This is a genomic window from Shinella sp. WSJ-2, from assembly GCF_003432075.1.
Classification (GTDB): Bacteria; Pseudomonadota; Alphaproteobacteria; order Rhizobiales; family Rhizobiaceae; genus Shinella.
In genome coordinates, this window is the sequence record NZ_QWBU01000001.1 from 263,377 (window position 1) to 285,091 (window position 21,715).

A 21,715-nucleotide genomic window follows, 5' to 3' on the forward strand; every position below is an offset into this window, starting at 1 on the left:
TGTTGCATGAGGATATGGCACACGTTATAGCATAACGCAATTGATGTAATAACATTACATTTCAATTCAAGCGGAGTATCCCATGCAAAAGACCGTGCGCACCCTCCTTCTCTCCACTGTCGTCCTTGCCGCCGGCACGCTTGCCGCACGCGCCGAGGCGCCGGATGTGGTGGTGTCGATCAAGCCGATCCACTCGCTCGTCGCCGCCGTCATGCAGGGGGTGGGCGAGCCGAAGCTGATCGTCGAAGGCGCGGCCTCCCCACATACCTATTCGCTGAAGCCATCCAATGCCGCCGCCCTCCAGGATGCGGACCTCGTCTTCTGGGTCGGCCACGGGCTGGAAGCATTCTTGGAAAAGCCGCTGGAATCGCTCGGCGGCAAGGCGACCATCGTCGAGCTCGACGACGCGCCCGGCATGGAGAAGCTGCAATTCCGCGAAGGCGGCCCTTTCGAGGCGCATACGCATGAGGGCGAGGAAGGGCACGATCATGCGCATGAGGAAGAGGGTCACGACCAAGCCAAGGCGGCAGACGCTGGCCACGACCACGAAGGGGAAGCCGGTCATCAGCATGAGGAGCATGGCGAATTCGACATGCATCTGTGGCTGAGCCCCGACAATGCCCGCGCCATCGCCACAGAAGCCGCCCGCGTGCTCTCGGAAAAGGACCCGGCCAATGCCGAAACCTACAACAAGAACCTCGCGGCCCTGAACGACAAGCTCGCCGCACTTAACACCGAAATCACCGAGACCATCGCCCCCGTGAAGGAAAAGCCCTTCATCGTCTTCCACGATGCCTATCAGTATTTCGAGCATCACTACGGCGTGCACGCCGCCGGCTCCATCACCGTCAGTCCGGAAACCCTGCCGGGCGCCGAGCGCCTGACGCAGATCCGCGACAAGGTCAAAACCCTCGGCGCCACCTGCGTCTTCGCCGAACCGCAATTCGAGCCGAAGCTGGTCAACGTGGTGATCGAGGGAACGTCTGCCAAGTCAGGCGTGCTCGACCCGGAAGCCGCCACGCTGGAGCCGGGGCCAGAACTGTACTTCACGCTGATGCGGAGCATCGCCACGTCGCTGCGCGATTGCCTGGGGTAGCCGCGCTAGGTTCTGGAAAGCGCCTTGCGCTCCCCTCCGTCTCCCGGTCCTGTGAGCGGGACGACGGAAGGTGCGGCGGGCCTGAACGGACAAACGGCGGGGTCATCCCGCCTTTTTCAGCCCAAATGATGTAATTATATAACATTAAAGGCAAGAACGATGGACAAACGCCTCCCCGTTACCGTGCTCTCCGGCTTCTTGGGCGCCGGCAAGACGACGCTGCTCAACCATGTCCTGAACAACCGCAGCGGCCTGCGCGTTGCGGTCATCGTCAACGACATGAGCGAGGTGAATATCGACGCCGCCCTTATCCGTGAAGGCGGGGCCGATTTTTCCCGCACGGACGAACAGTTGGTGGAGATGACCAATGGCTGCATCTGTTGCACGCTGCGCGACGACCTGCTGGCGGAGGTCCGGCGGCTCGCGGAGATGAACCGCTTCGACTACCTTTTGATCGAATCGAGCGGCATTTCTGAACCCCTGCCCGTCGCCACCACCTTCGATTTCCGCGATGAACACGGCTGGAGCCTGTCGGATATCGCCCGGCTCGATACGATGGTGACGGTGGTCGATGCCGCAAACCTCCTGAAAGACTACGGCTCCCAGGATTTCCTGGCGCAGCGCGGCGAGACGGCCGGCGAAGGCGATACGCGCACTCTGGTGGAACTGCTCGTCGAACAGATCGAATTCGCCGACGTCGTCGTGCTCAACAAGACGGGTGCAGCGAGCCCCACTGACCTTATCGCCGCCCGCCAGATCGTCGGCGGTCTCAATGCTGCCGCCCGCATCATCGAGACGGATTTCGGCCGGGTGGCGCTCACCGATATCCTCGGTACCGGCCTTTTCGATTTTGCCAAGGCGAGCGAACATCCGCTGTGGTTCAAGGAGTTGCACGGCTTCAACGACCATGTGCCGGAAACCGAGGAATACGGCATCCGCTCCTTCGTCTACCGAGCCAAAAGGCCGTTCCACCCGGCGCGATTCAAGGCGTTTCTCGATGAGAGCTGGCCCGGCGTCATCCGTGCCAAGGGCTTTTTCTGGCTGGCGACGCGGCCGCACCATGTCGGCGAGATGAGCCAGGCGGGCGCGCTGGTCAGAAGTGGCCGGCTCGGCCTTTGGTGGGCCGCCGTACCGCGCCAGCATTGGCCTGAGGACAAGGCGGCGCTCGAGGCGATCGCGACATACACCGATCCCGTCTGGGGTGACCGGCGGCAGGAACTCGTCTTCATCGGCGCGGATCCGATGGATGAAGCCGACCTCCGCCGCCGACTGGACGCCTGCCTCGTCGAGGCGGAAAGCTTCGACCCCGCCCGCTGGGCGAACTTCCCGGATCCGTTCCCGCTCTGGGTCCGGCAGGCCGGCTGATCAGGAGAGCGCGGTGTAGCGGAAGTTCGCAAAATCCCCGCCACGCCCGCTTCCGGTAATATCGAAGGCGAACAGACCAATGAAGGCGCCGGTGAACGAGCCATGCTCGCCCCGCCCGCCCTCGTCGGACACGACGCCGGCATCCAGCACCGGGCCGATCGCCCGCCAGGCATCGGCGCCGGCAGGCCGCCAGAAGAACTGGAGATCGTTGCCGTGCACTTCCGCCGCCAGATCCAGTGGCCCCTCGCCCACTGCGACGCCGCTACCGGCCGGAAATGTCAGGTTTCCATCCGGATAATCCCCCGGGCAGGACAGGATCGTCAGCGCGCGGCCCAGCACCTCGTGCCGGGTCAGCCCCAGCGCATGGAACTTGTAGCGGTTATAGTAGTGCGTGAGGCCCGCGACCTGCTGATAGACCTCCGGCTCCGCCTCGATCACCGTCTCGACGCGAAAATCGTGATGTTCCTGCCGGCGCGCCACCAGCGCCTGCTCGAACCAGCTGCCGATGCTTTCGCGCCCGAACAGCCGCAGATGCCCCGGTCGCACCGAGAGCGAGAAAATCCGCTCGGGCTCCGGCGTGCGCAGCCACTGGAAATCCGCGGGCAGCGTGCCTTCGGAAAAATCATAGGCCATACTCACCGGCTTCTCGATGGGCACGGCGCCAGGCGGTGCCTCGACCTCGACGGCCGGCACCGGCGAACCACGCTCCAGATAGAGCCAATCGTCGTCGCGCCACACGCACTTCTGCAGCGCCGTCTCCCGGCCCAGCGTGCAGCGGCGCAAGGGTTCCAGCGGCCGGCCGCAGAGATGCGTGTGATAGGCCTCCCCATCGGGCGTCTCGACATATTGGCCATGCCCTGCCCGCTGAAGCGGCGCATCAGGATGATCCTTGGCCGTGATCAGGTAGAGATCCGGATGCGCTTCATAGGGGCCGTCGATCGTCCGGGACCGCGCCATGGTGACGGTGTGGTTGTAACCCGTGCCGCCTTCCGCCGTCGTGAGATAGTACCAGCCGTTGCGGCGGAAGAGATGCGGCGCCTCCACCAGGCCCTGCTTTGTGCCGGGAAAGATGTTCTTCACCGGCCCGACCAGACGCTTCGTCCCGGCATCCCATTCCTGAAGCAGGATGCCGTCGAAGGCATTGTGCGCAGCCCCCGTATGGTTTTCCGGCCGGTGGTTCCACTGCATGTTGACGAACCATTTCCGCCCGTCCTCGTCATGGAACAGCGAGGGGTCGAAGCCGGAGGAATTGACGTAAACCGGATCGGACCACTCCCCCTCGACCGACGCGGCCGTAACGATGTAGTTGTGCGCATCCTTGAAGCTGCCGTCGAAACGTTTGACGTCCGTATAGACCAACCAGAACAACCCGTCGGCATGGGAGAGGCACGGCGCCCAAACACCGCAGCTGTCGGGATTGCCGCGCATGTCGAGCTGGCTCCTGCGCTCCAGCGGCCGCTTGACCAGCGTCCAGTTCACCAGATCGCGCGAATGATGAATCTGCACGCCCGGATACCATTCGAAGGTGGAGGTTGCGATATAATAGTCCTGCCCCACCCGGCAGATCGAGGGGTCCGGGTTGAAGCCCGGCAAGATCGGGTTGCGGATCATCGTTTCCTCCAAAATGATGCACGTACGTCAGATCATGCGCGAAAAAGGCCGCTCGGTTTTCCCGGGCGGCCCGAAAAATCAGTCGATCTCGGCGGAGCTCTTCCAGAGATTGACGTCCGCGCCGTTGGAAAGGGTCTCGATCTCGGCCAATTCGGCGGCCGAGAAGTCGAGATTGTCCAGAGCCTTGACGCAATCGACGATCTGCGACGAGCGGCTCGCGCCGATCAGCGCCGAGGTGATGCGCCCGCCGCGCAGCACCCAGGCGATCGCCATCTGCGCCAGCGTCTGGCCGCGCTTCTCGGCAATGGTGTTGAGCTTGCGGATGTTGTCGAGGATCTCAGGGCGGATGGAATCCGCCTTCAGGAAGTGGTTCAGCGCCGCGCGGCTGTCGCTCGGAATGCCGCCGAGATACTTTGCCGTCAGCAGGCCTTGCGCCAGCGGTGTGAAGACGATGGAGCCCATGCCGAGTTCGTCAAGCGTATCGACGAGACCGTCCTCCTCGATCCAGCGGTTGAGCATGGAATAGCTCGGCTGGTGGATGATGCAGGGCGTGCCGAGGTCCTTCAGGATAGCGGCGGCCTCGCGGGTACGCTGCGAATTGTAGGAGGAGATGCCGACATAGAGCGCACGGCCGGAGCGCACGATGTGGTCGAGCGCGCCGCAGGTCTCTTCCAGCGGCGTATCCGGATCGAAGCGGTGCGAATAGAAGATATCGACATAGTCGAGGCCCATGCGCTTCAGGCTCTGGTCGCAGGAAGCGATCAGGTACTTGCGGCTGCCCCACTCGCCATACGGGCCCGGCCACATGTCATAGCCGGCCTTGGAGGAGACGATCAGTTCGTCGCGCAGGTGCTTGAAATCGGTGCGCAGGATTTCGCCGAAGGCGGTTTCGGCCGAACCGGGCGGCGGGCCGTAATTGTTGGCGAGATCGAAATGGGTGATGCCGAGGTCAAAGGCCGTGCGGCACATGTCGACCTTGCGGTCATGCGGCGTGTCGCCGCCGAAATTGTGCCACAGGCCGAGCGACACCGCCGGCAGCTTCAGGCCGGAGCGCCCAACGCGGTTGTAGATCATCTTGTCGTAACGGTTGTCCGCCGGCTGCCAGGCCATTGTAAAATTCCTTCATTTGAATCGGGACGTGTTTCGTACAGCCCGGATATGCCAGCCGGCAAGGGACATCCGCCCTCGCCGGCCGATTGTTCGCAGGCTAGCGCAGGAGTGCGCGCGCTTCCTCGATGCCGAGCGCTTCCGGCTGGGTGCAGGTCGTCACGATATCGACGGCCTTGCCCTCTTCCGCCGAACGCAGGATCGACGTCAGGACGTCGATCGTGTGCAGCGAGCGGTCGAGCGAGCAGCGATAGTCGCGGCCGGTCGTCACCGCCTCCATCATGTCGGCAAGGCCGATACCGCGGTAGTTGGCCTGCGTGCCCCAGTCGAACTGGTAGTTCTGCGCCGTCAGCGGGTGATCCCAGACCTCCACCTCCTTCGGCTCGCGGTCGTTGCCGGCCACCTCCACCTTCCCGCCGAAGAAGTTCGGATCCGGCACGAAGACGGCGCCATCGGTGCCGTAAAGCTCCATGTTCTGGTGGCGATGGGCCCAGACGTCCCAGCTCGCCATCAGCGCGATCTGCGCGCCGTTCTCGAATTCGAGGATGGCGTGGATGTTGGTGGCGACGATGACCGGCACGGCCTGGCCAAGCCGTGGACCGTTGCCGATGATGCGCTCCTCGCGCGCCTTGTTGGCCAGCGCCACGACGCGCTTCACCGGGCCGACAAGGTTGACGAGGTTGTTGACGTAGTAGGGACCGAGATCGAGGATCGGTCCGCCGCCCGGCGCGAAGAAGAAGTCCGGGTTCGGATGCCAGCTCTCCATACCGGGCGAGAGCACATGCGCCGTGCCCGACATGATCTTGCCGACCTTGCCGCTGTCGATGAGATGGCGGGCGAACTGGTGCGAGCCGCCGAGATAGGTATCCGGCGCCGAACCGACCTTGAGACCCTTGGCGTCGGCGATGCGGCGCAGGTCCTCGCCCTGTTCGATGGAGAGAACGAAGGGCTTTTCCGAATAGACGTGTTTGCCCGCCTCCAGCGCCGCCTTCGAGACGGGGTAGTGCGCCTCCGGGATCGTCAGGTTGACGACGACGTCGACCGCCGGATTGGCGAGCAGCGCGTCGATCTCCTGCGCCGCGACGCCGAACTCTTCCGAGCGTGCCTTGGAGGCTGCGGGGTTGATATCGGCGCAGGCGACAAGCTTCAGGTTCCTGAACATCGGGATCAGCTTGAAATAAGCGCCCGAAATGTTGCCGCAGCCGATAATGCCGACTCCGTATTCCTTGCTCATGGTGGTCAGTCCTCAGAATGCCTTGATGGTCTTGATCGAGCGGGTGGCAAGACGGGTGATGTCCTTGGGATTGTCATGCTCGACGATGAAGTGTTTTGCAGGCGTGCCGGCGAGCGCCTTGGCGAGGTCGCCCCAGGCAACGGTGCCGTAACCGACATCCGCCCAGCCGTCCTCATCCGTGGCCTCGCCCTTCGGCGCGATGTCCTTGACGTGCACGGCAGTGATGCGGCTGCCGTATTTCTGGATCCACGCGAAGGGATCGGCCCCGCCGCGGATGACCCAGGCAATATCCGCTTCCCAGGTGAGATCCGGACCGCCGGCGAAGATATGGTCCTGCGGTACGGAGCCATCCGGCAGCGCGAAGAACTCGAAATCGTGGTTGTGCCAGCCGAAGACGAGACCCGCCTTGCGCAGCGGCTCGCCGGCCTTCTGCAGGCGTGCGCCAAAAGCGTGCCAGCCGGCGGCGTCCGTCGGACGGTGTTCGGGCAGCAGATAGGGGCAATAGACCGCCTCAATGCCGAGCGTGCGGCAAATCTCGATGACGCGGTCCGGCTCGCCCTCGATCATATCGAGGCCGAAATGGGCGGTCGGCATGGTGAGGCCGTTCCTGTCGAGATCGACCTTCACCTGCTGGATGGCAGCATCGTCGAGCGATGCATAAAGCGCGCCGTAGCCCTCGACTTCCTTGTAGCCGGCATCGGCGAGGATGCGGAACACTTCGGCGAAGGGCTGGAAATTGCGGGCGCTGTAAAGCTGGAAACTGACGGTCTGCATTGTTGTCTCCTCGTATTACTCTTGGGAAGTCTGGCAGGAATGAAGATCGAGCCAGTGGAAGTGCGGGGTCGCGCCCCTTTCGGCGGGCGTGAAAATCACGGTTTTCCGCTCTCCGGCGGTGAGGTCGAAGGCGTTGTCGGACCAGCGGCCGGGGATGTCGGCCTCCAGCATGACATGCAGCGCAAGGCCCGTTGCCGAGGCGGTGACGGCAAAGGCGCCGTCCTCAAGTGGCGCGACGTCGAGCGTCAGGCCGGAGGCTTCGAGATCGAGCGCCTTGTAGGTGCCGGAGACATGGTGCCCCTCGCCCGTCATGCCGTTCGAGGCTTCGAAGGACCAGAACAGCAGCGTATCCTCGGGAAGATCGGCGGCGAAGACGGAGAACAGCATTTCCGCCTTGTCAGGCCCGCAGGCCCCCTCGACGCTGCGATGCGGACGGCGCTCGCCGCTGAGCGAGACGAGCCAGGTGTCGAGCTTCACCGTGACGGCCTCGGCCGTGTCGTTGACGACGGAGAAGCCGATGGTCTCGCCGTCCTTCGACGGAATGGCGGCGACGGCGACGGGCTGGAAGAAACGGCGCACCATATAGTGCATGGCCTTCCAGCTGCCGCCGTAATCGAGGCTCGACCAGGAGGCGACCGGCCAGGTGTCGTTGAGCTGCCAGTAGAGCGTGCCCATGCAATGCGGCTTCAGCGAGCGCCAGTATTCGACGGCGGTGCGGATGGCGAGGCCCTGCTGGATCTGGCTGAGATAGACGAAGCTCGGGAAATCCTTGGGGAAGCGGAAATAGCGGAACATGGTCCCGGCAATGCGCTCGTTGCCGCCGGCGTTCTTCTGGTGGCTCTCCATCACCGGCGAGGCGATGTTCATGTCCCTAGCATCGGCGAAGGTCTTCATGACCGGCATGGACGTGTAGGACTGGAAGCCGAATTCCGAGCAGAAGCGCGGGCGCACGGTGCGGTAATTGTCGAAGGACTTGTTCTCGTGCCAGACGGACCAATAGTGCATGTCGCCGGAACCGTCCGCATGCCAGGCATCGCCGAAGTCGAGATAACCGGAAGCGGGGCTCGACGGCCACCAGATCGCACCGGGTGCTGCCTTCTTCATCGCCACTTCGATGGTGCGGTTGAGGCGATCGTAGGAGACGAGATAACGGTCGCGGTTCTCGCGGCTGACATCGAACCAGGTGAGCGCGCCGACCAGTTCATTATCACCGCACCACAGAACGATCGAGGGATGCGAGGCAAGGCGCTTGACCTGGTACTCAACCTCGGCGGCGACATTGTCGAGGAAATCGACCGTCGAGGGATAGAGGTTGCAGGCGAACATGAAGTCCTGCCAGACCATCAGGCCAAGCTCGTCGCAGAGGTCGTAGAACCAGTCCGGCTCGTAGAAGCCGCCGCCCCAGACGCGCAGCATGTTCATGTTGGCATCGACAGCCGATTGCAGCAGGTCGCGCACCGCAACGGGATTGATGCGCGACGGCAGCGCGTCGGCGGGGATCCAGTTGGCGCCACGGCAGAAGATTTCGCGGCCGTTGACCTTGAGCGCAAAGCGGCTGCCCGGCTCGTCCTTGTCGATCAGAAGCTCGACCTGGCGCAGGCCGATGCGGCGCACCACCGTCTCCGTCGGCGTCTCGACGCGCACGGCATAGATCGCCTGCTCGCCATGGCCCTTCGGCCACCAGAGCGCCGGCTTCTCGATGCGGAACATGTGGGTGAGCTGCGTCTCGCCGGCATTAACCCCGATATCGAGCCGCACCCGCTCCTCGCCCAGCGCGAAATGCACCGGCAGGATGCCCGGCTGTTCGGCATGGAAGGTGGCGGTGACATAGAGATCGACGGCGCCATCCGCATGGTGGAACTGCCGCGTCGTGACATGCTCGATGCGCGCGGCCTCCAGCTTGCGCAGGACGATCTCGCCATAGATGCCGAGCGGCGCGATCGCGATGTTCCAGTCCCAGCCGAAATGGCACTGCGGCTTGCGCAGCATATTGCCGTTCGGGATCGGCGAATTGCCGGTCGACCACGGAATGAAGAACGGCTGCTCCGCCTGCCGCAGCGCACCGGCCGTCACGCTCGAATGGATCAGCACCTTCAGCGTGTTCTCGCCGACCTTCAGCGCATCGGTGACGTCAGGCCGGTACCGGCGGAAGCAATTGTCCGTGTCGAGCACCAGCACGCCGTTGACATAGACCGAGGCGACCGTGTCGACGCTGCCGATATCGAGATACCAGTCCCCCTCCAGCATTTCCGGCGCGATCTCGAACGTCCGCTCGATCGCCCAGTTCTTCTCCGCCACCCATTGGATATCGCGCTCATTGCGGCCGGCGTAGGGATCGGGAATGAGGCCGGCGGCCAGAAGCGCGCTGTGCACGTCGCCGGGCACGCGCATCAGCGCGGTCTTCTCCGCATCGGTGCTGGTGACGGTCCAGAGGCCGGAAAGGTCGATGGAGGTGATGTCGGATGTGTGGGTCATGGCAGTCTCTCGGCGGTTTCTCTTGCCGCAGGAAGGTATGTCCCTCCGGCCACACGGCCAGAGGGTTGCTTGCAAAGGGCAGCGTTAGATCCGCTCCTCCGTAGCCGCATCGAACAGCGAGGCCAGGCCCATATCGAAGGAGAGCTTCACCGCCGTCCCGGGCTTGAAGCGCCGGGCACCGGCGACGCGGACGGACATGGTGTGGCCGGCATGTTTGAGCCATAGCAGGTTGTCGGCGCCCATCGGCTCCTCGATATCGACGGTTGCCTGGTGATGGTCGGCACCGGGGATATCCTCATTGACCTTCACATGCTCCGGACGCACGCCGAGCACGACCTTGCGGCCGGCCTGGAGCGCCTCACCGGCGGCATAGCCATCCAGCGCGAAATCCACGCCGTTGGTGACGACGACCGGTTTGCCACCCTTCTCGACGATCTCGCCGCGCAAGAAGTTCATGGACGGCGAGCCGATGAAGCCGGCGACGAACATGTTCTTCGGCGCGTTGTAGATGGTGTTGGGATCGGCGAGCTGCTGGATGACGCCGCTCTTCATGATGGCAATGCGGTCGGCCAGCGTCAGGGCCTCGATCTGGTCATGCGTGACATAGATCATCGTGTTCTTCAGCGACTGGTGCAGCCGCTTGATTTCCACGCGCAGCTCCGAGCGCAGCTTGGCGTCAAGGTTGGAGAGCGGCTCGTCGAACAGGAAGACATCGACGTCGCGCACCAGCGCCCGGCCGATCGCCACGCGCTGACGCTGGCCGCCGGACAGTTCCGAGGGCTTGCGCTTCAGGAGCGGGCCGATCTGCAGTATTTCAGCGGCACGGGCGACGCGCTTGTCGATCTCCGGCTTTGGCATCTTGGCGACCTGCAGGCCGAAGGAGAGGTTCTTCTCCACCGTCATCTGCGGATAGAGCGCGTAGGACTGGAACACCATGCCGATGCCGCGGTCCTTGGGCTCCTCCCAGGTAACGTTCTTGTTCTTGATGAAGATCTGCCCGCCGGTCGGCTCGAGCAAGCCGGCGATGCAGTTGAGAAGGGTCGACTTGCCGCAGCCGGACGAGCCGAGAAGCACGAGGAACTCGCCCTCCCCGATATCGAGATTGAGGTTTTCCAGCACGTTGACCGCACCGAAGCTCAACGAAAGGTCCTTGATGGAGACGGATTTCTGCATGGCTTAACCCTTGACTGCGCCGGCGGCGATGCCGCGGACGAACAGGCGTCCCGACACGAAATAAACGAAGAGCGGAACCGCGCCGGTAAGCAGAGTCGCGGCCATGTTGACGTTGTATTCCTTCACCCCCTGGACGGAGTTGACGATGTTGTTGAGCTGCACGGTCATCGGGTAATATTCCGGCCGCGTGAACACGACGCCGAACAGGAAGTCGTTCCAGATGCCGGTGATCTGCAGGATCATGGCGACGACGAAGATCGGCAGCGACATGGGCAGCATGATGCGGAAATAGATCTGCCAGAAACCGGCGCCATCGATGCGCGCCGCCTTGAACAATTCTTCCGGCAAAGACGAGAAGTAGTTGCGGAAGAGCAGCGTCAGGATCGGCATGCCGAAGATCGTGTGCACGATGATGAGGCCGGTCAGTGTGCCGTAGATGCCCATTTCCCGGAGCACGATGACGATCGGGTAGATCATCACCTGATAGGGAATGAAGGCACCGACGATGAGGATCGTGAAGAACAGGTCGGCCCCCTTGAACTTCCAGTTGGCGAGCGCATAGCCGTTGACCGAGGCGACGAGGATCGAGATCAGCGTCGAAGGCACGGTGATACGCACCGAATTCCAGAAGCCGCGCGACAACCCATCGCAGTTGAGGCCGGTGCAGGCGGTGGCCCACGCTTTGGCCCAAGGCTCGAAGGTCACTTCCAGCGGCGGCGAGAAGATGTTGCCGAGCCGGATTTCGGGCATGCCCTTCAGGGAGGTCACGACCATCACGTAGAGCGGCAGCAGGTAGTAGAGTGCTGCAACGGCGAGCGTGCCGTACAGCATGATGTTGCGGCCGGAGAGTGTGCGGCGCGGTTTGGCGCCACGGGGCTCGATGCCGGCTTTCGTCGCGGCGGCAAGCGCCGGGCCGGGCTTGATGGAGACGGTATCAGCCACGCTTGCGTCCTCCAAATTCGAGATAGGCCCAGGGCACGATGATGATGGCGACGGTCACGAGCATCATGGTGGAGGCAGCGAAGCCCTGTCCGAGGTTCTGGGCCTGGAACATGTAGTCATAGACATATTTCGCCGGCACTTCCGACGAGATGCCCGGACCGCCGCTCGTCTGCGCCACCACGAGGTCGTAGACCTTGACGATGCCGCTCGCGATGATCACCAGCGTCGTTATGAAGACCGGGCGCATCATGGGAATGACGATGAAGAGATAGGTCTTCCACATCGGGATGCCGTCGACGCGCGCCGCCTTCCAGATGTCCTCATCGATGCCGCGAAGGCCGGCGAGCAGCAGGCACATGACGAGCCCCGTGCCCTGCCAGAGCCCGGCGATCAGCACGCCGTAGATGACGATGTCGGAATTGTAGAGCGGATCGAAGGTGAAGCTTTCCCAGCCAAGCGAGCGCACGACGGACTGCACGCCAAATTCTGGATTGAGGATCCATTGCCAGACGAGGCCGGTCACGATGAAGGACAGCGCGAAGGGATAGAGGAAGATCGTGCGAAAGGTGTTTTCGAAGCGGATCTTCTGGTCCATCAGCGCCGCCAAAAGGAAGCCGATGACGAGGCTGAAAATCAGGGTAAAGATGCCGTAGATCGCCAGATTCTGGATCGATACGATCCAGCGCGGCGCATCCCACAAGCGTTCGTACTGGTCGAGCCCAACGAACTTCGCCCGAGGCAGCAGCTTGGAATTGGTGAACGAATAGACGACCGTCCAGACCGTGCCGCCGAGAAAGATGACGACGGCGGTAAGCATCATGGGAATGGAAGCAATCTTGGAACTGAGATTGCGCAGCAATTTACTGGGGCGACCGGTGTGTGCCTGGCCCGTCATGGGTCACTCCTCCTTGGTCTCGATCAGAGATGATCGGCGCCCCTCCTCATCGGGCGCCGGAACCGGCCGGCAGAGAACTGCCGGCCGATGTCACTAAGGTCTGATCACTCCGCCGAAGCGATGATGTCGGCGAAACGCTTCTGGGCGTCCTCCGGCGTCATGGACGGGTTGGCAAAGAATTCGGAGAAGAGGTCTTCCTTCTGCTTCTGGCTGTCGGCCGAAAGCAGCTGGTCGGTGCCTTCGATCACATTGCCCTTGGCAAGGATGTCGAGGCCCTTCTTCATGCAGTCATTGGCGGCGGCGAGGTCGACGTCGCCGCGCACCGGCAGCGAGCCCTTCTTCAGATTGAAGGCGACCTGGGTGGCCGGCGCCAAGAGTGTCGAGGCCAGCACTTCCTGCGCCTTGGACTTCTCTTCATCCTTGAGCAGCGGGAAATAGAAGGCGTCGCCGCCCGTCGAGATGACCTCGTTCACGCCCAGCCCCGGAAGGCAGGTATAGTCCTTGCCGGCGGTCTGGCCGGCCAGCGCGAATTCGCCCTGCGCCCAGTCGCCCATGATCTGGCCGCCGGCCTTACCGGTGATGACCATGTTGGTCGCCTGATTCCAGTCCTGCACATTGGTGCCCTTGGACATTCGACGGGCATCGTCAGCGGCCTTGAAGACCTTGGCGATCTCGGCACCGGCAGCGACGTCCTCGTCCTTGTCCTTAAACACCTTGTAGTAGGTGTCCTTGCCAGCAATGGCGACCATCAGCACGTCAAACGCGCCGGCTGCCTGCCAGGGCTGACCACCGACGGCGAGCGGAACGATGCCGGCCTTTTCCAGCGCCGGACCAGCCGCAACGAACTCATCCCAGTTCTTCGGAACCGCCACGCCCGCCTTCTCAAAGGCGGCGTTGGACAGCCAGAGCCACTGCCAGGAATGGATATTGACCGGCGCGCAATAAATCTTGCCGTCGATCGTGCAGCTGTCGAGCAGGCTCGCCGGCTTGATGATCTCTTTCCATTTCTCCTTGGTCGCGACATCGGTCAGGTCGCGCATCAGGCCGGCTTCGACCAGCTCCTCAGCCTGGCGGCCGTGATTGAACTGCGTTGCGCCCATAGGGTCGCCGCCGGTGATACGGCTGACCATGATCGGACGCGCCGTGCCGCCGGAGCCGGCGATCGCGCCGTCCACCCACTTGTTGCCCGTCGCGTCGAATGCCTTTGCCAGTTCGGCGACCGCCGCGGCCTCCCCGCCGGACGTCCACCAATGGGTCACTTCCAGATCGGTCGCATTGGCTGCGGCGAACGGCAGGACCACGGTCGCTGCCAATATAGCAGCCATAGAGCGAATTTTCATGAGTTCTCCTCCCTCACTGAAACGTTGCCGGAAAAACCTAGTCCAATCGATTTAATCGCGCAACAGGGCATGGAGAATTAATGCGAGATTTCTTTCAAACGCTTGTTTTAGCGGCAACTTATCGCACAAAACTCGACCTCTGAAAGAACATAGGAATATATATAAATAATTGAATATAAACAATAAATCTAAAATTCTGCGATCAAACGCATGACGCGGCCTTCGCAAGTGCATAAATTATCGATTTGCGGCGCAATACACTGCCCAAATAACGGCATCTACAAATTTCAGGAAATTTCACCTCGACAAACAACCTGTATCGTTACAGATTTATAGCCATCTTCTGGAGGGAGTAGCGGCCGGGGTTAAAAGATGTATAACCGGCCGCTCATATGGAGAGGTGCAGGCAGGGGATGGACAACAAGAAGAGCGAGGGCCAGGCGGCAGCGCTTCCGCCCCCCAATGAACGGCCGACGCTGAAGACGATCGCCTTCATGACCGGCCTCGGCATCACCACCGTCTCCCGCGCCCTGAAAGACGCTTCCGACATCAGCGCCGAGACGAAGGAGCGCGTGCGCCTCGTCGCGCGGCAGATCGGCTATCAGCCGAACCGCGCCGGCGTACGCCTTCGCACCGGCAAGACCAATGTCATCAGCCTGATCCTCAGCCTCGAGGAAGAGATCATGGGCCTGACAAGCCCGATGGTGATCGGCATCTCGGAGATCCTGGCCTCGACGCAGTATCATCTGGTCGTGACGCCATACCGGACCCAGGGCAACGCGCTCGATCCCGTGCGCTACGTCCTGGAGACCGGGGCCGCCGACGGCGTCATCATCTCCCGCACTGAGCCGAAGGACCCGCGCGTCACGTTGATGATGGAACGCAACTTCCCCTTCGTGACGCATGGCCGCACGGAAATGGGGCTCGTGCACCCCTATCACGACTTCGACAACGAGCGCTTTGCCTATGAGGCCGTGCGCAAGCTCACCGAAATGGGCCGCAAGCGCCTGGTGCTGCTGCAGCCGCCGCCCTATCTGACCTTCTATCTGCACATGCACGGCGGTTTCGAACGCGGTGTTCGCGATTTCGGTGCGACGGCGATTCCGTTCAATACCGTCAATCTCGACAACAATCTCGTCGATATCCGCAAGGCCGCAGAAACCCTGTTCAGCGGCCCGGATGCCCCTGACGGCATCGTCGCCGGCAGCGGCGGAGGCGCGGTGGCGCTCATCGCGGCGCTGGAGGCAACCGGCAGGAAGCTCGGCCATGACATCGACATGGTCTCCAAGGAACCGCACATGTTCCTGCAATGGCTGCGGCCGGAGGTGTCGACCATGCGCGAGGACATCCGCCTCGCCGGCCGGGAACTCGCCAAGGCCGTCATCGCCCGCATCGAGGGCATTCCGCCGGAAGAGCTTCAGACATTGAGCTATCCAATCCCGACGGAACATATCTGAAAAGCAAAAGGCCCGGTCTCGCGACCGGGCCTTTTCATTATCAGGCGTTAAGCCCCGAACCCCACGGGCCGTGATGGCTGTCGGCACCGTCGAGGCGGTCGAAGCCGTGGGCGCCGAAGAAGTCGCGCTGGGCCTGGATGATGTTGGCCGTGCCGCGGCCGCGGCGATAGCTGTCGAAATAGCCGAGGGCCGAGGCGAGCGCTGGAACCGGCAGACCATGCAGGGCGGCGGCGGAGACGACGCGACGGAGCGCCGCGTCCGTGTCCTTGACCATCGTGGCGAAGGCCGGGGTAACGATGAGATTTGCTGCATCCGGCGCTTTGGTGAAGGCGCTGGTGATCTCGTCGAGGAACTGCGAGCGGATGATGCAGCCGGCGCGCCAGATTTTGGCAATCGTCGGCATCGGCAGGTTCCAGTTATATTCCTTCGAGGCGGCGGCCATCACGGCGAAGCCCTGCGCATAGGCGCCGATCTTGCCAGCGAGAAGCGCGCTTTCGAGGTCCTTGATGAAAGCAGCCTTATCGGCGACCTGAAGGGCGGGCACATCCGGCAGGCCGAGGATCTTCTCGGCCGCTTCACGCTCGCTCTTGAAGGAGGAGATGGAGCGGGCAGCAACGGCGGCCTCTATGCCGGTTGCCGGCACGCCCATGTTCTGGGCCTCGATGGCGGACCATTTTCCGGTGCCCTTCTGGCCGGCCTTGTCGAGGATCATATCGACCATCGGACCACCGGCGATCGGGTCCGTGGCGGCCAGCACCTTTGCAGAAATCTCGATGAGGTAGGATTCGAGGCGGCCCTTGTTCCACTCGGCAAAGACGTCGGCAATCTCCGACGCGCCCATCTTCAGGCCGTCACGCAGGATGCCGTAGATTTCGGCGATCATCTGCATGTCGGCATATTCGATGCCGTTGTGGATGGTCTTGACGAAATGGCCGGCACCGTTTTCGCCGAGCCAGGCGACGCACGGGTCGTCATTGTACTTGGCGGAGATCGAGGTCAGCACCTTTTCGACGCGCTTCCAGGAGGCTTCCGTGCCGCCGACCATGATGGACGGGCCGTGGCGCGCGCCCTCTTCACCGCCGGAAACCCCCATGCCGATGAAGGTCAGGCCGGAATCCTTCAGCGCATCGAAGCGGCGCATCGTGTCGCGGAAGTTGGCATTGCCGGCATCGATCATGATGTCGTTGTTTTCGAGATAGGGCCGCAGCAGTTCCATCTGCTGGTCCACGGCCGCACCGGCCTGGATCATGATGATGATCGGACGCGGCGGACGGATGGCGGCGACGAACTCTTCGATCGTTTCGCAGGGCACGATCTGGCCCTTGAGGTCGCCGGCCTCCTCGTAGAATTCCTTGGTGCGCGCGACCGTGCGGTTGAAGACCGCGATCTTGTTGCCTTTCTCGGCAATGTTGAGCGCAAGGTTCGATCCCATAACACCGAGACCGATAAGCCCGATTTCCGCCTGTGCCACGTTCATACCTCCGTAGGATGGCGCGGCGGGGGAAGTCTTCCGGCTCGATGCCGAAAACGCCGCGCGAAAAGAGCATTCAGGAGCTGTGCTCCAGCGCTGGTGTTTTGGCATTCAAATCGATTTACGACAAGCAAATGTTTGGTGAAACAGCGTTTTTAGAATGGTTTGAAATCACCGCGCCGGCCGGTCGTCGCCATCGTCGAGCACGCGCCAGGCGGCCCCCTCGACATCGTCATACTGGCCACTCTTCAGCGACCAGAGGAAGGCTCCGAGGCCGAGTGCGCCGAGGAAGAGCGCGATTGGGATGAGGAAAATCAGCGTGTTCATGCGGCTTGCACCAGGGGTCGGGCCGGGCGGGCCTCGTTCGCCCCGCGCGCCGCGAAGGCCGGAAGCCGGCCGCGCAGGCGAAGCGAATTGACCACCACGATGATTGACGACGTCGACATGGCGATGGCGGCGATCAGCGGCGTGGCATGGCCGAGAATGGCGATCGGCACCGCGATGACATTGTAGCCGATGGCGAGCGCGAAATTCTGGCGGATGAGATGGCCGGCGCGGCGCGCGGTCTCATAGGCGAAGGGCACGGCCTCAAGGCTTTCATGCAGGAAAACGAAATCGGCAGCCTGGCGGCCGACATCCGCCGCGGTCGCAGGTGCCATCGAGACATGGGCGGCGGCGAGTGCCGGCGCATCATTGATGCCATCGCCGACCATCAGCACGCGATGGCCGCTAGCGGCGCGCTCAGCGACAGCCTCGGTTTTTTCACGCGGCGAGAGCGCAGCGCGCCAGCGGCTGATGCCAAGCGCATCGGCAATGCGTCCGACGGCCGGCGCTCGGTCGCCCGACAGGATCGCCATGGCGATGCCTTCCTGCTTGAGGGTACGGATCGTCTCGTCGGCTCCGGTGCGCACGGCATCCTCGAAGCGGAAGGTTTCCAGTACCTCGCCATTGCGCGACAGCACGACTTCCGAAAGCCCATGCCCCGCCTCGCCGTCCACGGCCTTTCCGGTGGTGAAGGCACGGTTGCCGAGGCGCAGCAGGCCCTGCGGGGTTTCCGCCTCAAGGCCGCCGCCGGCGACTTCCCTGACGGCGTCGACGACCGGCATCGGGCCGCTGACGGCACCGGCCAAAGCAAGCGAGAGCGGGTGGCGCGAATGGGCGGCAAGAGCGGCGGCCAGCGCGAGGTTGGCGCGATTGACCTTGTCGCGATCGACGAGGCGCGGCTTGCCGAGCGTCAGCGTGCCGGTCTTGTCGAAGACGGCGGTGTCGATTTCGGCAAGGCGCTCCATGGCGGAGCCGTCCTTGACCATCACGCCACCGGCAAACAGCCGACCGGCCGCCACGACCTGCACGACGGGCACGGCAAGGCCGAGCGCGCAAGGACAGGTGATGATCAGGACCGCGATGGCGACCAGCATGGCATGTTTCCAGTCACCGTCATAAAAGCCCCAGCCGAGGAACGAGACGAGCGCCAGGAGATGCACGGCCGGCGAATAGATCTGCGCGGCGCGGTCGGCAATGCGGCGGTAGCGCGCCCTGCCCCCTTCGGCAGCCTCCATCAGGCCGATGACTTCCGACAGGAAGGAATTGCGTGCGGTCGCAACCGCCTCCACCAGCAGCGAGCCGGTTAGGTTCATCGCCCCGGCCTCGAGCTGTGTGCCGGGCTGCGCGGCAAGCGGATCACTCTCCCCGTTGACGATGGAGCGATCGACATCGCTTAGCCCTGAGAGCACGCGGCAATCGACGGGGATGCGCTCGCCCGCAGCGATGGAGAGATGTTCGCCGACGGCGATCTCGTCGACTGGGCGATAGTCGCGGCTGCCATCCGGACGCACGACCATGGCACCCCGCGGCGAAAGACGGGCAAGGCCCGTTATGGCCGAGCGGGCGCGGTCGCGCATCACATGATCGAGCGTGCGGCCGATGAGCAAGAAGAACAGCAGGCTGACGGTGGCATCGAACCAGGCATGCTCGGCGCTGTGCAACGTTTCCCAGAGCGACACGGCATAGGACAGCGTGATGGCAAGCGCGATCGGCACATCCATATTGGTGCGGCCATGGCGCAGCGCATTCCAGGCGGACTGGTAGAAGAAGCGGCCGGAATAGATCAGCGTCGGGCCGGCAATGAAGGCGGAAATCCAATGGAAGAGATCGCGCGTCGCATCCTCGGCGCCCGACCAGACGGAGACCGAGAGCAGCATGATATTGGTCGCCGCGAAACCGGCGACGGCGACGGCACGGATCAGCTGGTTCCGCAGGCGGTCGTCGCCTTCCGCGCCCAGCGCGAAGAGATGTGCGTCATAGCCCGTCGCGGCGATGGCGGCGGCAATGGCCTGCGGATCGGTGCGGCGCCCCGCAACCTCTTCCTTCCAGACTACCGAGACGCGGCGGGTCGAGAGATTGACGCGGGCGCGCACCACTTCCGGCAACGCACTCACCGCGCCTTCGACGGTCGTGATGCAGGTGCCGCAATGCACGCCGGGCACACTGAGATCGCTCTGGCGCAGCCCCTCGCCAAGTGGGCGGCTGGCCAGCATCAGTTCCTCGGACGACGGCAGCGCATGATTGGCGCGCTCCGCATCCAGAATGCCTTCCGTGCCGGGCGCGCAGCAGCTCATTTCACGCCTCCCGCAACGACGGTGCGCACCGTCTGGTGAAAGACCTTCGTGCCGTCGCGCTTCGTGCTGATATCGACGATCCACTGGCCGGCCATGATGTCGCGCTCGGCGACGAACAGCCCCGGCCCCTTCGGCGTGAGCGCCAGCGTAAAGTCCTCACGCTCATCGACCGGGCGCTTGAAGGTCGCGGCGATGTCGTTGGCGATGACGGGTTCGCCTTTGGCATCGACGACGTGGTAGGTGATGCGCCCGCCCTCGATCACCAGATTGCCCTCAATGCCGCTTGCGGCAAAAGCCTTGGCCTCGGCGACCTTGCCGTTGAACTGCTGGCTGGCGACATAGGTGTTCTGCACGACAAGGCCGCTCCAGCTGTGCGAGGCGTTCCAGGCCATGATGAGGTTCACGGTGATGATCGTTCCGAAGAACAGCACCATGACGCCGAGCATGTGCCAGCCGGTGAAGACGAAGCCCTGCTGTTGTTTCTGCTGCGTGGCCATCACTTTGCTCCCGGCGTGTTGAAATTGGCGGAATAGACGTCGCGCTCGTGGCCCTGCCGGTCCTCGGCGATGATCTGGAACCCTTCGGCGGCCTCGGCAAGCTTCTCCTTCGGCAGGGTGACGAAGACGCGCAGCGCCGTCACCTTGTCCGGATCGACGGGCACATCGACGCTGCGATTGTCAGCGCCGTCATGACCGGCAATCTTCATCGTCGCGCCGGGCATGCCTTCGATCGAGACGGTGATGACGCGCGGCTCGGGGATCATGTTGAGCAGCTTCACGGCATAGCCGTTGCGGATCGAGCCATCCGATTCGACGACGAATTGCGGATTGCGGTCGTGGATGACGTTGAGATCCAGCCGATCCCGCGACAGGAGCGCGAAGAGCAGCGCCAGACCGGCCAGCGACCAGATGCCGAAATAGAGGAGCGTGCGGGGGCGGAAGATGATGCGCCAGTCGAAGTGCTTGATCTTGCCATCGAATTGACCGTCAGCATCACGCACGCGCTTGGGATCGATCGGCTCGCTGCCGCCTGCTGTCGCCAGCGCCATATTGGCGGCATAATCCGACAGGGTCGCATAGGCGATCAGGCCGCGCTCCTTGCCGATCTTGTCCATGACATTGTCGCAGGCATCGATGCAGAGCGCGCAGGTGATACATTCCATCTGCTGGCCGTCCCTGATGTCGATGCCCATGGGACAGACGACGACGCAGGCATTGCAATCCACGCAATCGCCGACGCTTTCGCCTGATGCCACGGCCTTCTTGGCGTGGCGGGTGCGCGGTTCGCCGCGCCAGTCGTTATAGGTCACGACAAGCGAGCTTTCATCCAGCATCGCCGCCTGGATGCGCGGCCAGGGGCACATATAGGTGCAGACCTGCTCGCGCATCAGGCCGCCGAGCACATAGGTCGTAGCGGTCAGGATGGCGACGGTGATATAGGCGACGGGCGGCGCCTTGAGGGTCACGAAATCGACGAGCAGCGTTGGGGCATCGGCGAAATAGAAGATCCACGCGCCGCCGGTCGCGACCGCGATGACCAGCCAGGTGGCGTGTTTGCTGACCCGCTTCCAGAGCTTGTCGAAGGTCCAGGGGCCGGTATCGAGCTTGATGCGGGCATTGCGATCCCCCTCGATGGCGCGCTCGACGACGAGAAAGAGATCGACCCAGACGGTCTGCGGACAGGCATAACCGCACCAGGCACGGCCGACCGCCGAGGTGACGAGAAACAGCCCGAAACCCGCCATGACGAGCAGGCCCGCGACGAAGAAGAATTCCTGCGGCCAGATCTCGATGAAGAAGAAATAGAAACGCCGGCCGGCGAGATCGACCAGAACGGCCTGATCCGGCGCATGCGGGCCACGATCCCAGCGGATCCACGGCGTGAGATAGTAGATGCCGAGCGTAATCAGCATCACCAGCCACTTGAACTGCCGGAAACGGCCCTCCGCGCGCTTGGGAAAAATCTTCTTGCGCTTCTCGTAAAGCGGCTTGCGCACCTTTGCCGAGTTGACGGGCTCCGCATCGTGGCGTTCGATGGAATTGTAGATCGTGGTGGTATTTTTCTGCATGGGACTCGGCCGCACCTGTCGTTGTGCCACCACAATGACGCCAACGGCCCGCGCTATCGTTGATCTACGTCAAGTTTTGAGCAGGGAGC

The 21,715-nt window shown here is 63.1% G+C and carries 17 protein-coding genes; 3 read left to right on the plus strand and 14 right to left on the minus strand.

Annotation, left to right across the window (positions count from 1 at the left end):
* Positions 1-82 precede the first annotated feature (82 nt).
* Together znuA and zigA are read left to right on the plus strand one after the other, a co-directional pair.
* On the plus strand, positions 83-1,096 hold the full coding sequence (znuA, locus tag D0Y60_RS01270) for a zinc ABC transporter substrate-binding protein ZnuA (RefSeq protein ID WP_117366323.1): 1,014 nt from the start codon (positions 83-85) through the stop codon (positions 1,094-1,096).
* A 159-nt stretch (positions 1,097-1,255) separates the two neighbouring features.
* Positions 1,256-2,461 carry a zinc metallochaperone GTPase ZigA gene (zigA, locus tag D0Y60_RS01275; protein WP_117366324.1) on the plus strand — a complete coding sequence of 402 codons (1,206 nt, stop codon included), beginning with the start codon at positions 1,256-1,258 and terminating at the stop codon, positions 2,459-2,461.
* Here the strand turns inward: zigA and D0Y60_RS01280 are convergent, their stop codons facing one another.
* From D0Y60_RS01280 to D0Y60_RS01320, 9 genes are all read right to left on the minus strand, one after another.
* Entirely contained in the window at positions 2,462-4,072 is a 1,611-nt protein-coding gene (locus tag D0Y60_RS01280) for a glycoside hydrolase family 43 protein (protein WP_117366325.1), read from the minus strand.
* Between the two features lie 78 nt (positions 4,073-4,150).
* Positions 4,151-5,182 carry an L-glyceraldehyde 3-phosphate reductase gene (gene mgrA, locus D0Y60_RS01285; protein WP_117366326.1) on the minus strand — a complete coding sequence of 344 codons (1,032 nt, stop codon included), beginning with the start codon at positions 5,180-5,182 and terminating at the stop codon, positions 4,151-4,153.
* Between the two features lie 97 nt (positions 5,183-5,279).
* A complete protein-coding gene (locus tag D0Y60_RS01290; protein ID WP_117366327.1) occupies positions 5,280-6,413 on the minus strand; it encodes a Gfo/Idh/MocA family oxidoreductase in 1,134 nt (377 codons plus the stop codon).
* A 12-nt stretch (positions 6,414-6,425) separates the two neighbouring features.
* Positions 6,426-7,187 carry a sugar phosphate isomerase/epimerase gene (locus D0Y60_RS01295; protein WP_117366328.1) on the minus strand — a complete coding sequence of 254 codons (762 nt, stop codon included), beginning with the start codon at positions 7,185-7,187 and terminating at the stop codon, positions 6,426-6,428.
* Positions 7,188-7,202: 15 nt separating this feature from the next.
* Complete coding sequence (locus tag D0Y60_RS01300; RefSeq protein ID WP_117366329.1) at positions 7,203-9,662, minus strand: glycoside hydrolase family 2 protein; 2,460 nt, start codon at positions 9,660-9,662, stop codon at positions 7,203-7,205.
* An 84-nt stretch (positions 9,663-9,746) separates the two neighbouring features.
* Positions 9,747-10,835, minus strand: a complete 1,089-nt coding sequence (locus D0Y60_RS01305) for an ABC transporter ATP-binding protein (RefSeq protein WP_117366330.1) — start codon at positions 10,833-10,835, stop codon at positions 9,747-9,749.
* 3 nt (positions 10,836-10,838) lie between these two features.
* On the minus strand, positions 10,839-11,666 hold the full coding sequence (locus D0Y60_RS01310; protein WP_245409084.1) for a carbohydrate ABC transporter permease: 828 nt from the start codon (positions 11,664-11,666) through the stop codon (positions 10,839-10,841).
* Positions 11,667-11,769: 103 nt separating this feature from the next.
* Positions 11,770-12,672 carry a sugar ABC transporter permease gene (locus D0Y60_RS01315; RefSeq protein ID WP_117366331.1) on the minus strand — a complete coding sequence of 301 codons (903 nt, stop codon included), beginning with the start codon at positions 12,670-12,672 and terminating at the stop codon, positions 11,770-11,772.
* Between the two features lie 104 nt (positions 12,673-12,776).
* The gene (locus tag D0Y60_RS01320; RefSeq protein WP_117366332.1) at positions 12,777-14,012 is read right to left on the minus strand and encodes an ABC transporter substrate-binding protein; all 1,236 of its coding nucleotides are present in this window, start codon (positions 14,010-14,012) and stop codon (positions 12,777-12,779) included.
* Positions 14,013-14,425: 413 nt separating this feature from the next.
* Here D0Y60_RS01320 and D0Y60_RS01325 point away from each other — a divergent pair, with 413 nt between their 5' ends.
* On the plus strand, positions 14,426-15,469 hold the full coding sequence (locus D0Y60_RS01325) for a LacI family transcriptional regulator (RefSeq protein ID WP_117366333.1): 1,044 nt from the start codon (positions 14,426-14,428) through the stop codon (positions 15,467-15,469).
* A gap of 40 nt (positions 15,470-15,509) precedes the next feature.
* On the opposite strand, the gene gndA is transcribed toward D0Y60_RS01325, so the two are convergent.
* From gndA to ccoG, 5 genes are all read right to left on the minus strand, one after another.
* Positions 15,510-16,940, minus strand: coding sequence for an NADP-dependent phosphogluconate dehydrogenase (gene gndA / locus D0Y60_RS01330; RefSeq protein WP_117367012.1), 1,431 nt, complete (start codon positions 16,938-16,940; stop codon positions 15,510-15,512).
* 171 nt (positions 16,941-17,111) lie between these two features.
* Positions 17,112-17,267 carry a cbb3-type cytochrome oxidase assembly protein CcoS gene (gene ccoS, locus D0Y60_RS01335; RefSeq protein ID WP_117366334.1) on the minus strand — a complete coding sequence of 52 codons (156 nt, stop codon included), beginning with the start codon at positions 17,265-17,267 and terminating at the stop codon, positions 17,112-17,114.
* On the minus strand, positions 17,264-19,558 hold the full coding sequence (locus D0Y60_RS01340; RefSeq protein ID WP_117366335.1) for a cation-translocating P-type ATPase: 2,295 nt from the start codon (positions 19,556-19,558) through the stop codon (positions 17,264-17,266). The genes ccoS and D0Y60_RS01340 overlap by 4 nt, the downstream gene beginning before the upstream one ends.
* Positions 19,555-20,055 (minus strand): FixH family protein, encoded by a 501-nt coding sequence (locus tag D0Y60_RS01345; protein WP_117366336.1) that lies wholly within the window; start codon positions 20,053-20,055, stop codon positions 19,555-19,557. The genes D0Y60_RS01340 and D0Y60_RS01345 overlap by 4 nt, the downstream gene beginning before the upstream one ends.
* Entirely contained in the window at positions 20,055-21,626 is a 1,572-nt protein-coding gene (ccoG, locus tag D0Y60_RS01350) for a cytochrome c oxidase accessory protein CcoG (protein ID WP_117366337.1), read from the minus strand. The genes D0Y60_RS01345 and ccoG overlap by 1 nt, the downstream gene beginning before the upstream one ends.
* Positions 21,627-21,715: the final 89 nt, after the last annotated feature.

What these genes read in the sequence shown, in the direction of transcription:
- znuA (WP_117366323.1), top strand. Translation starts at nt 83, where the DNA reads ATGCAAAAGACCGTGCGCACCCTCCTTCTCTCCACTGTCGTCCTTGCC.
- zigA (WP_117366324.1), top strand. Translation starts at nt 1,256, where the DNA reads ATGGACAAACGCCTCCCCGTTACCGTGCTCTCCGGCTTCTTGGGCGCC.
- D0Y60_RS01280 (WP_117366325.1), bottom strand. Translation starts at nt 4,072, where the DNA reads ATGATCCGCAACCCGATCTTGCCGGGCTTCAACCCGGACCCCTCGATC.
- mgrA (WP_117366326.1), bottom strand. Translation starts at nt 5,182, where the DNA reads ATGGCCTGGCAGCCGGCGGACAACCGTTACGACAAGATGATCTACAAC.
- D0Y60_RS01290 (WP_117366327.1), bottom strand. Translation starts at nt 6,413, where the DNA reads ATGAGCAAGGAATACGGAGTCGGCATTATCGGCTGCGGCAACATTTCG.
- D0Y60_RS01295 (WP_117366328.1), bottom strand. Translation starts at nt 7,187, where the DNA reads ATGCAGACCGTCAGTTTCCAGCTTTACAGCGCCCGCAATTTCCAGCCC.
- D0Y60_RS01300 (WP_117366329.1), bottom strand. Translation starts at nt 9,662, where the DNA reads ATGACCCACACATCCGACATCACCTCCATCGACCTTTCCGGCCTCTGG.
- D0Y60_RS01305 (WP_117366330.1), bottom strand. Translation starts at nt 10,835, where the DNA reads ATGCAGAAATCCGTCTCCATCAAGGACCTTTCGTTGAGCTTCGGTGCG.
- D0Y60_RS01310 (WP_245409084.1), bottom strand. Translation starts at nt 11,666, where the DNA reads ATGCTGTACGGCACGCTCGCCGTTGCAGCACTCTACTACCTGCTGCCG.
- D0Y60_RS01315 (WP_117366331.1), bottom strand. Translation starts at nt 12,672, where the DNA reads ATGACGGGCCAGGCACACACCGGTCGCCCCAGTAAATTGCTGCGCAAT.
- D0Y60_RS01320 (WP_117366332.1), bottom strand. Translation starts at nt 14,012, where the DNA reads ATGAAAATTCGCTCTATGGCTGCTATATTGGCAGCGACCGTGGTCCTG.
- D0Y60_RS01325 (WP_117366333.1), top strand. Translation starts at nt 14,426, where the DNA reads ATGGACAACAAGAAGAGCGAGGGCCAGGCGGCAGCGCTTCCGCCCCCC.
- ccoS (WP_117366334.1), bottom strand. Translation starts at nt 17,267, where the DNA reads ATGAACACGCTGATTTTCCTCATCCCAATCGCGCTCTTCCTCGGCGCA.
- D0Y60_RS01340 (WP_117366335.1), bottom strand. Translation starts at nt 19,558, where the DNA reads ATGAGCTGCTGCGCGCCCGGCACGGAAGGCATTCTGGATGCGGAGCGC.
- D0Y60_RS01345 (WP_117366336.1), bottom strand. Translation starts at nt 20,055, where the DNA reads ATGGCCACGCAGCAGAAACAACAGCAGGGCTTCGTCTTCACCGGCTGG.
- ccoG (WP_117366337.1), bottom strand. Translation starts at nt 21,626, where the DNA reads ATGCAGAAAAATACCACCACGATCTACAATTCCATCGAACGCCACGAT.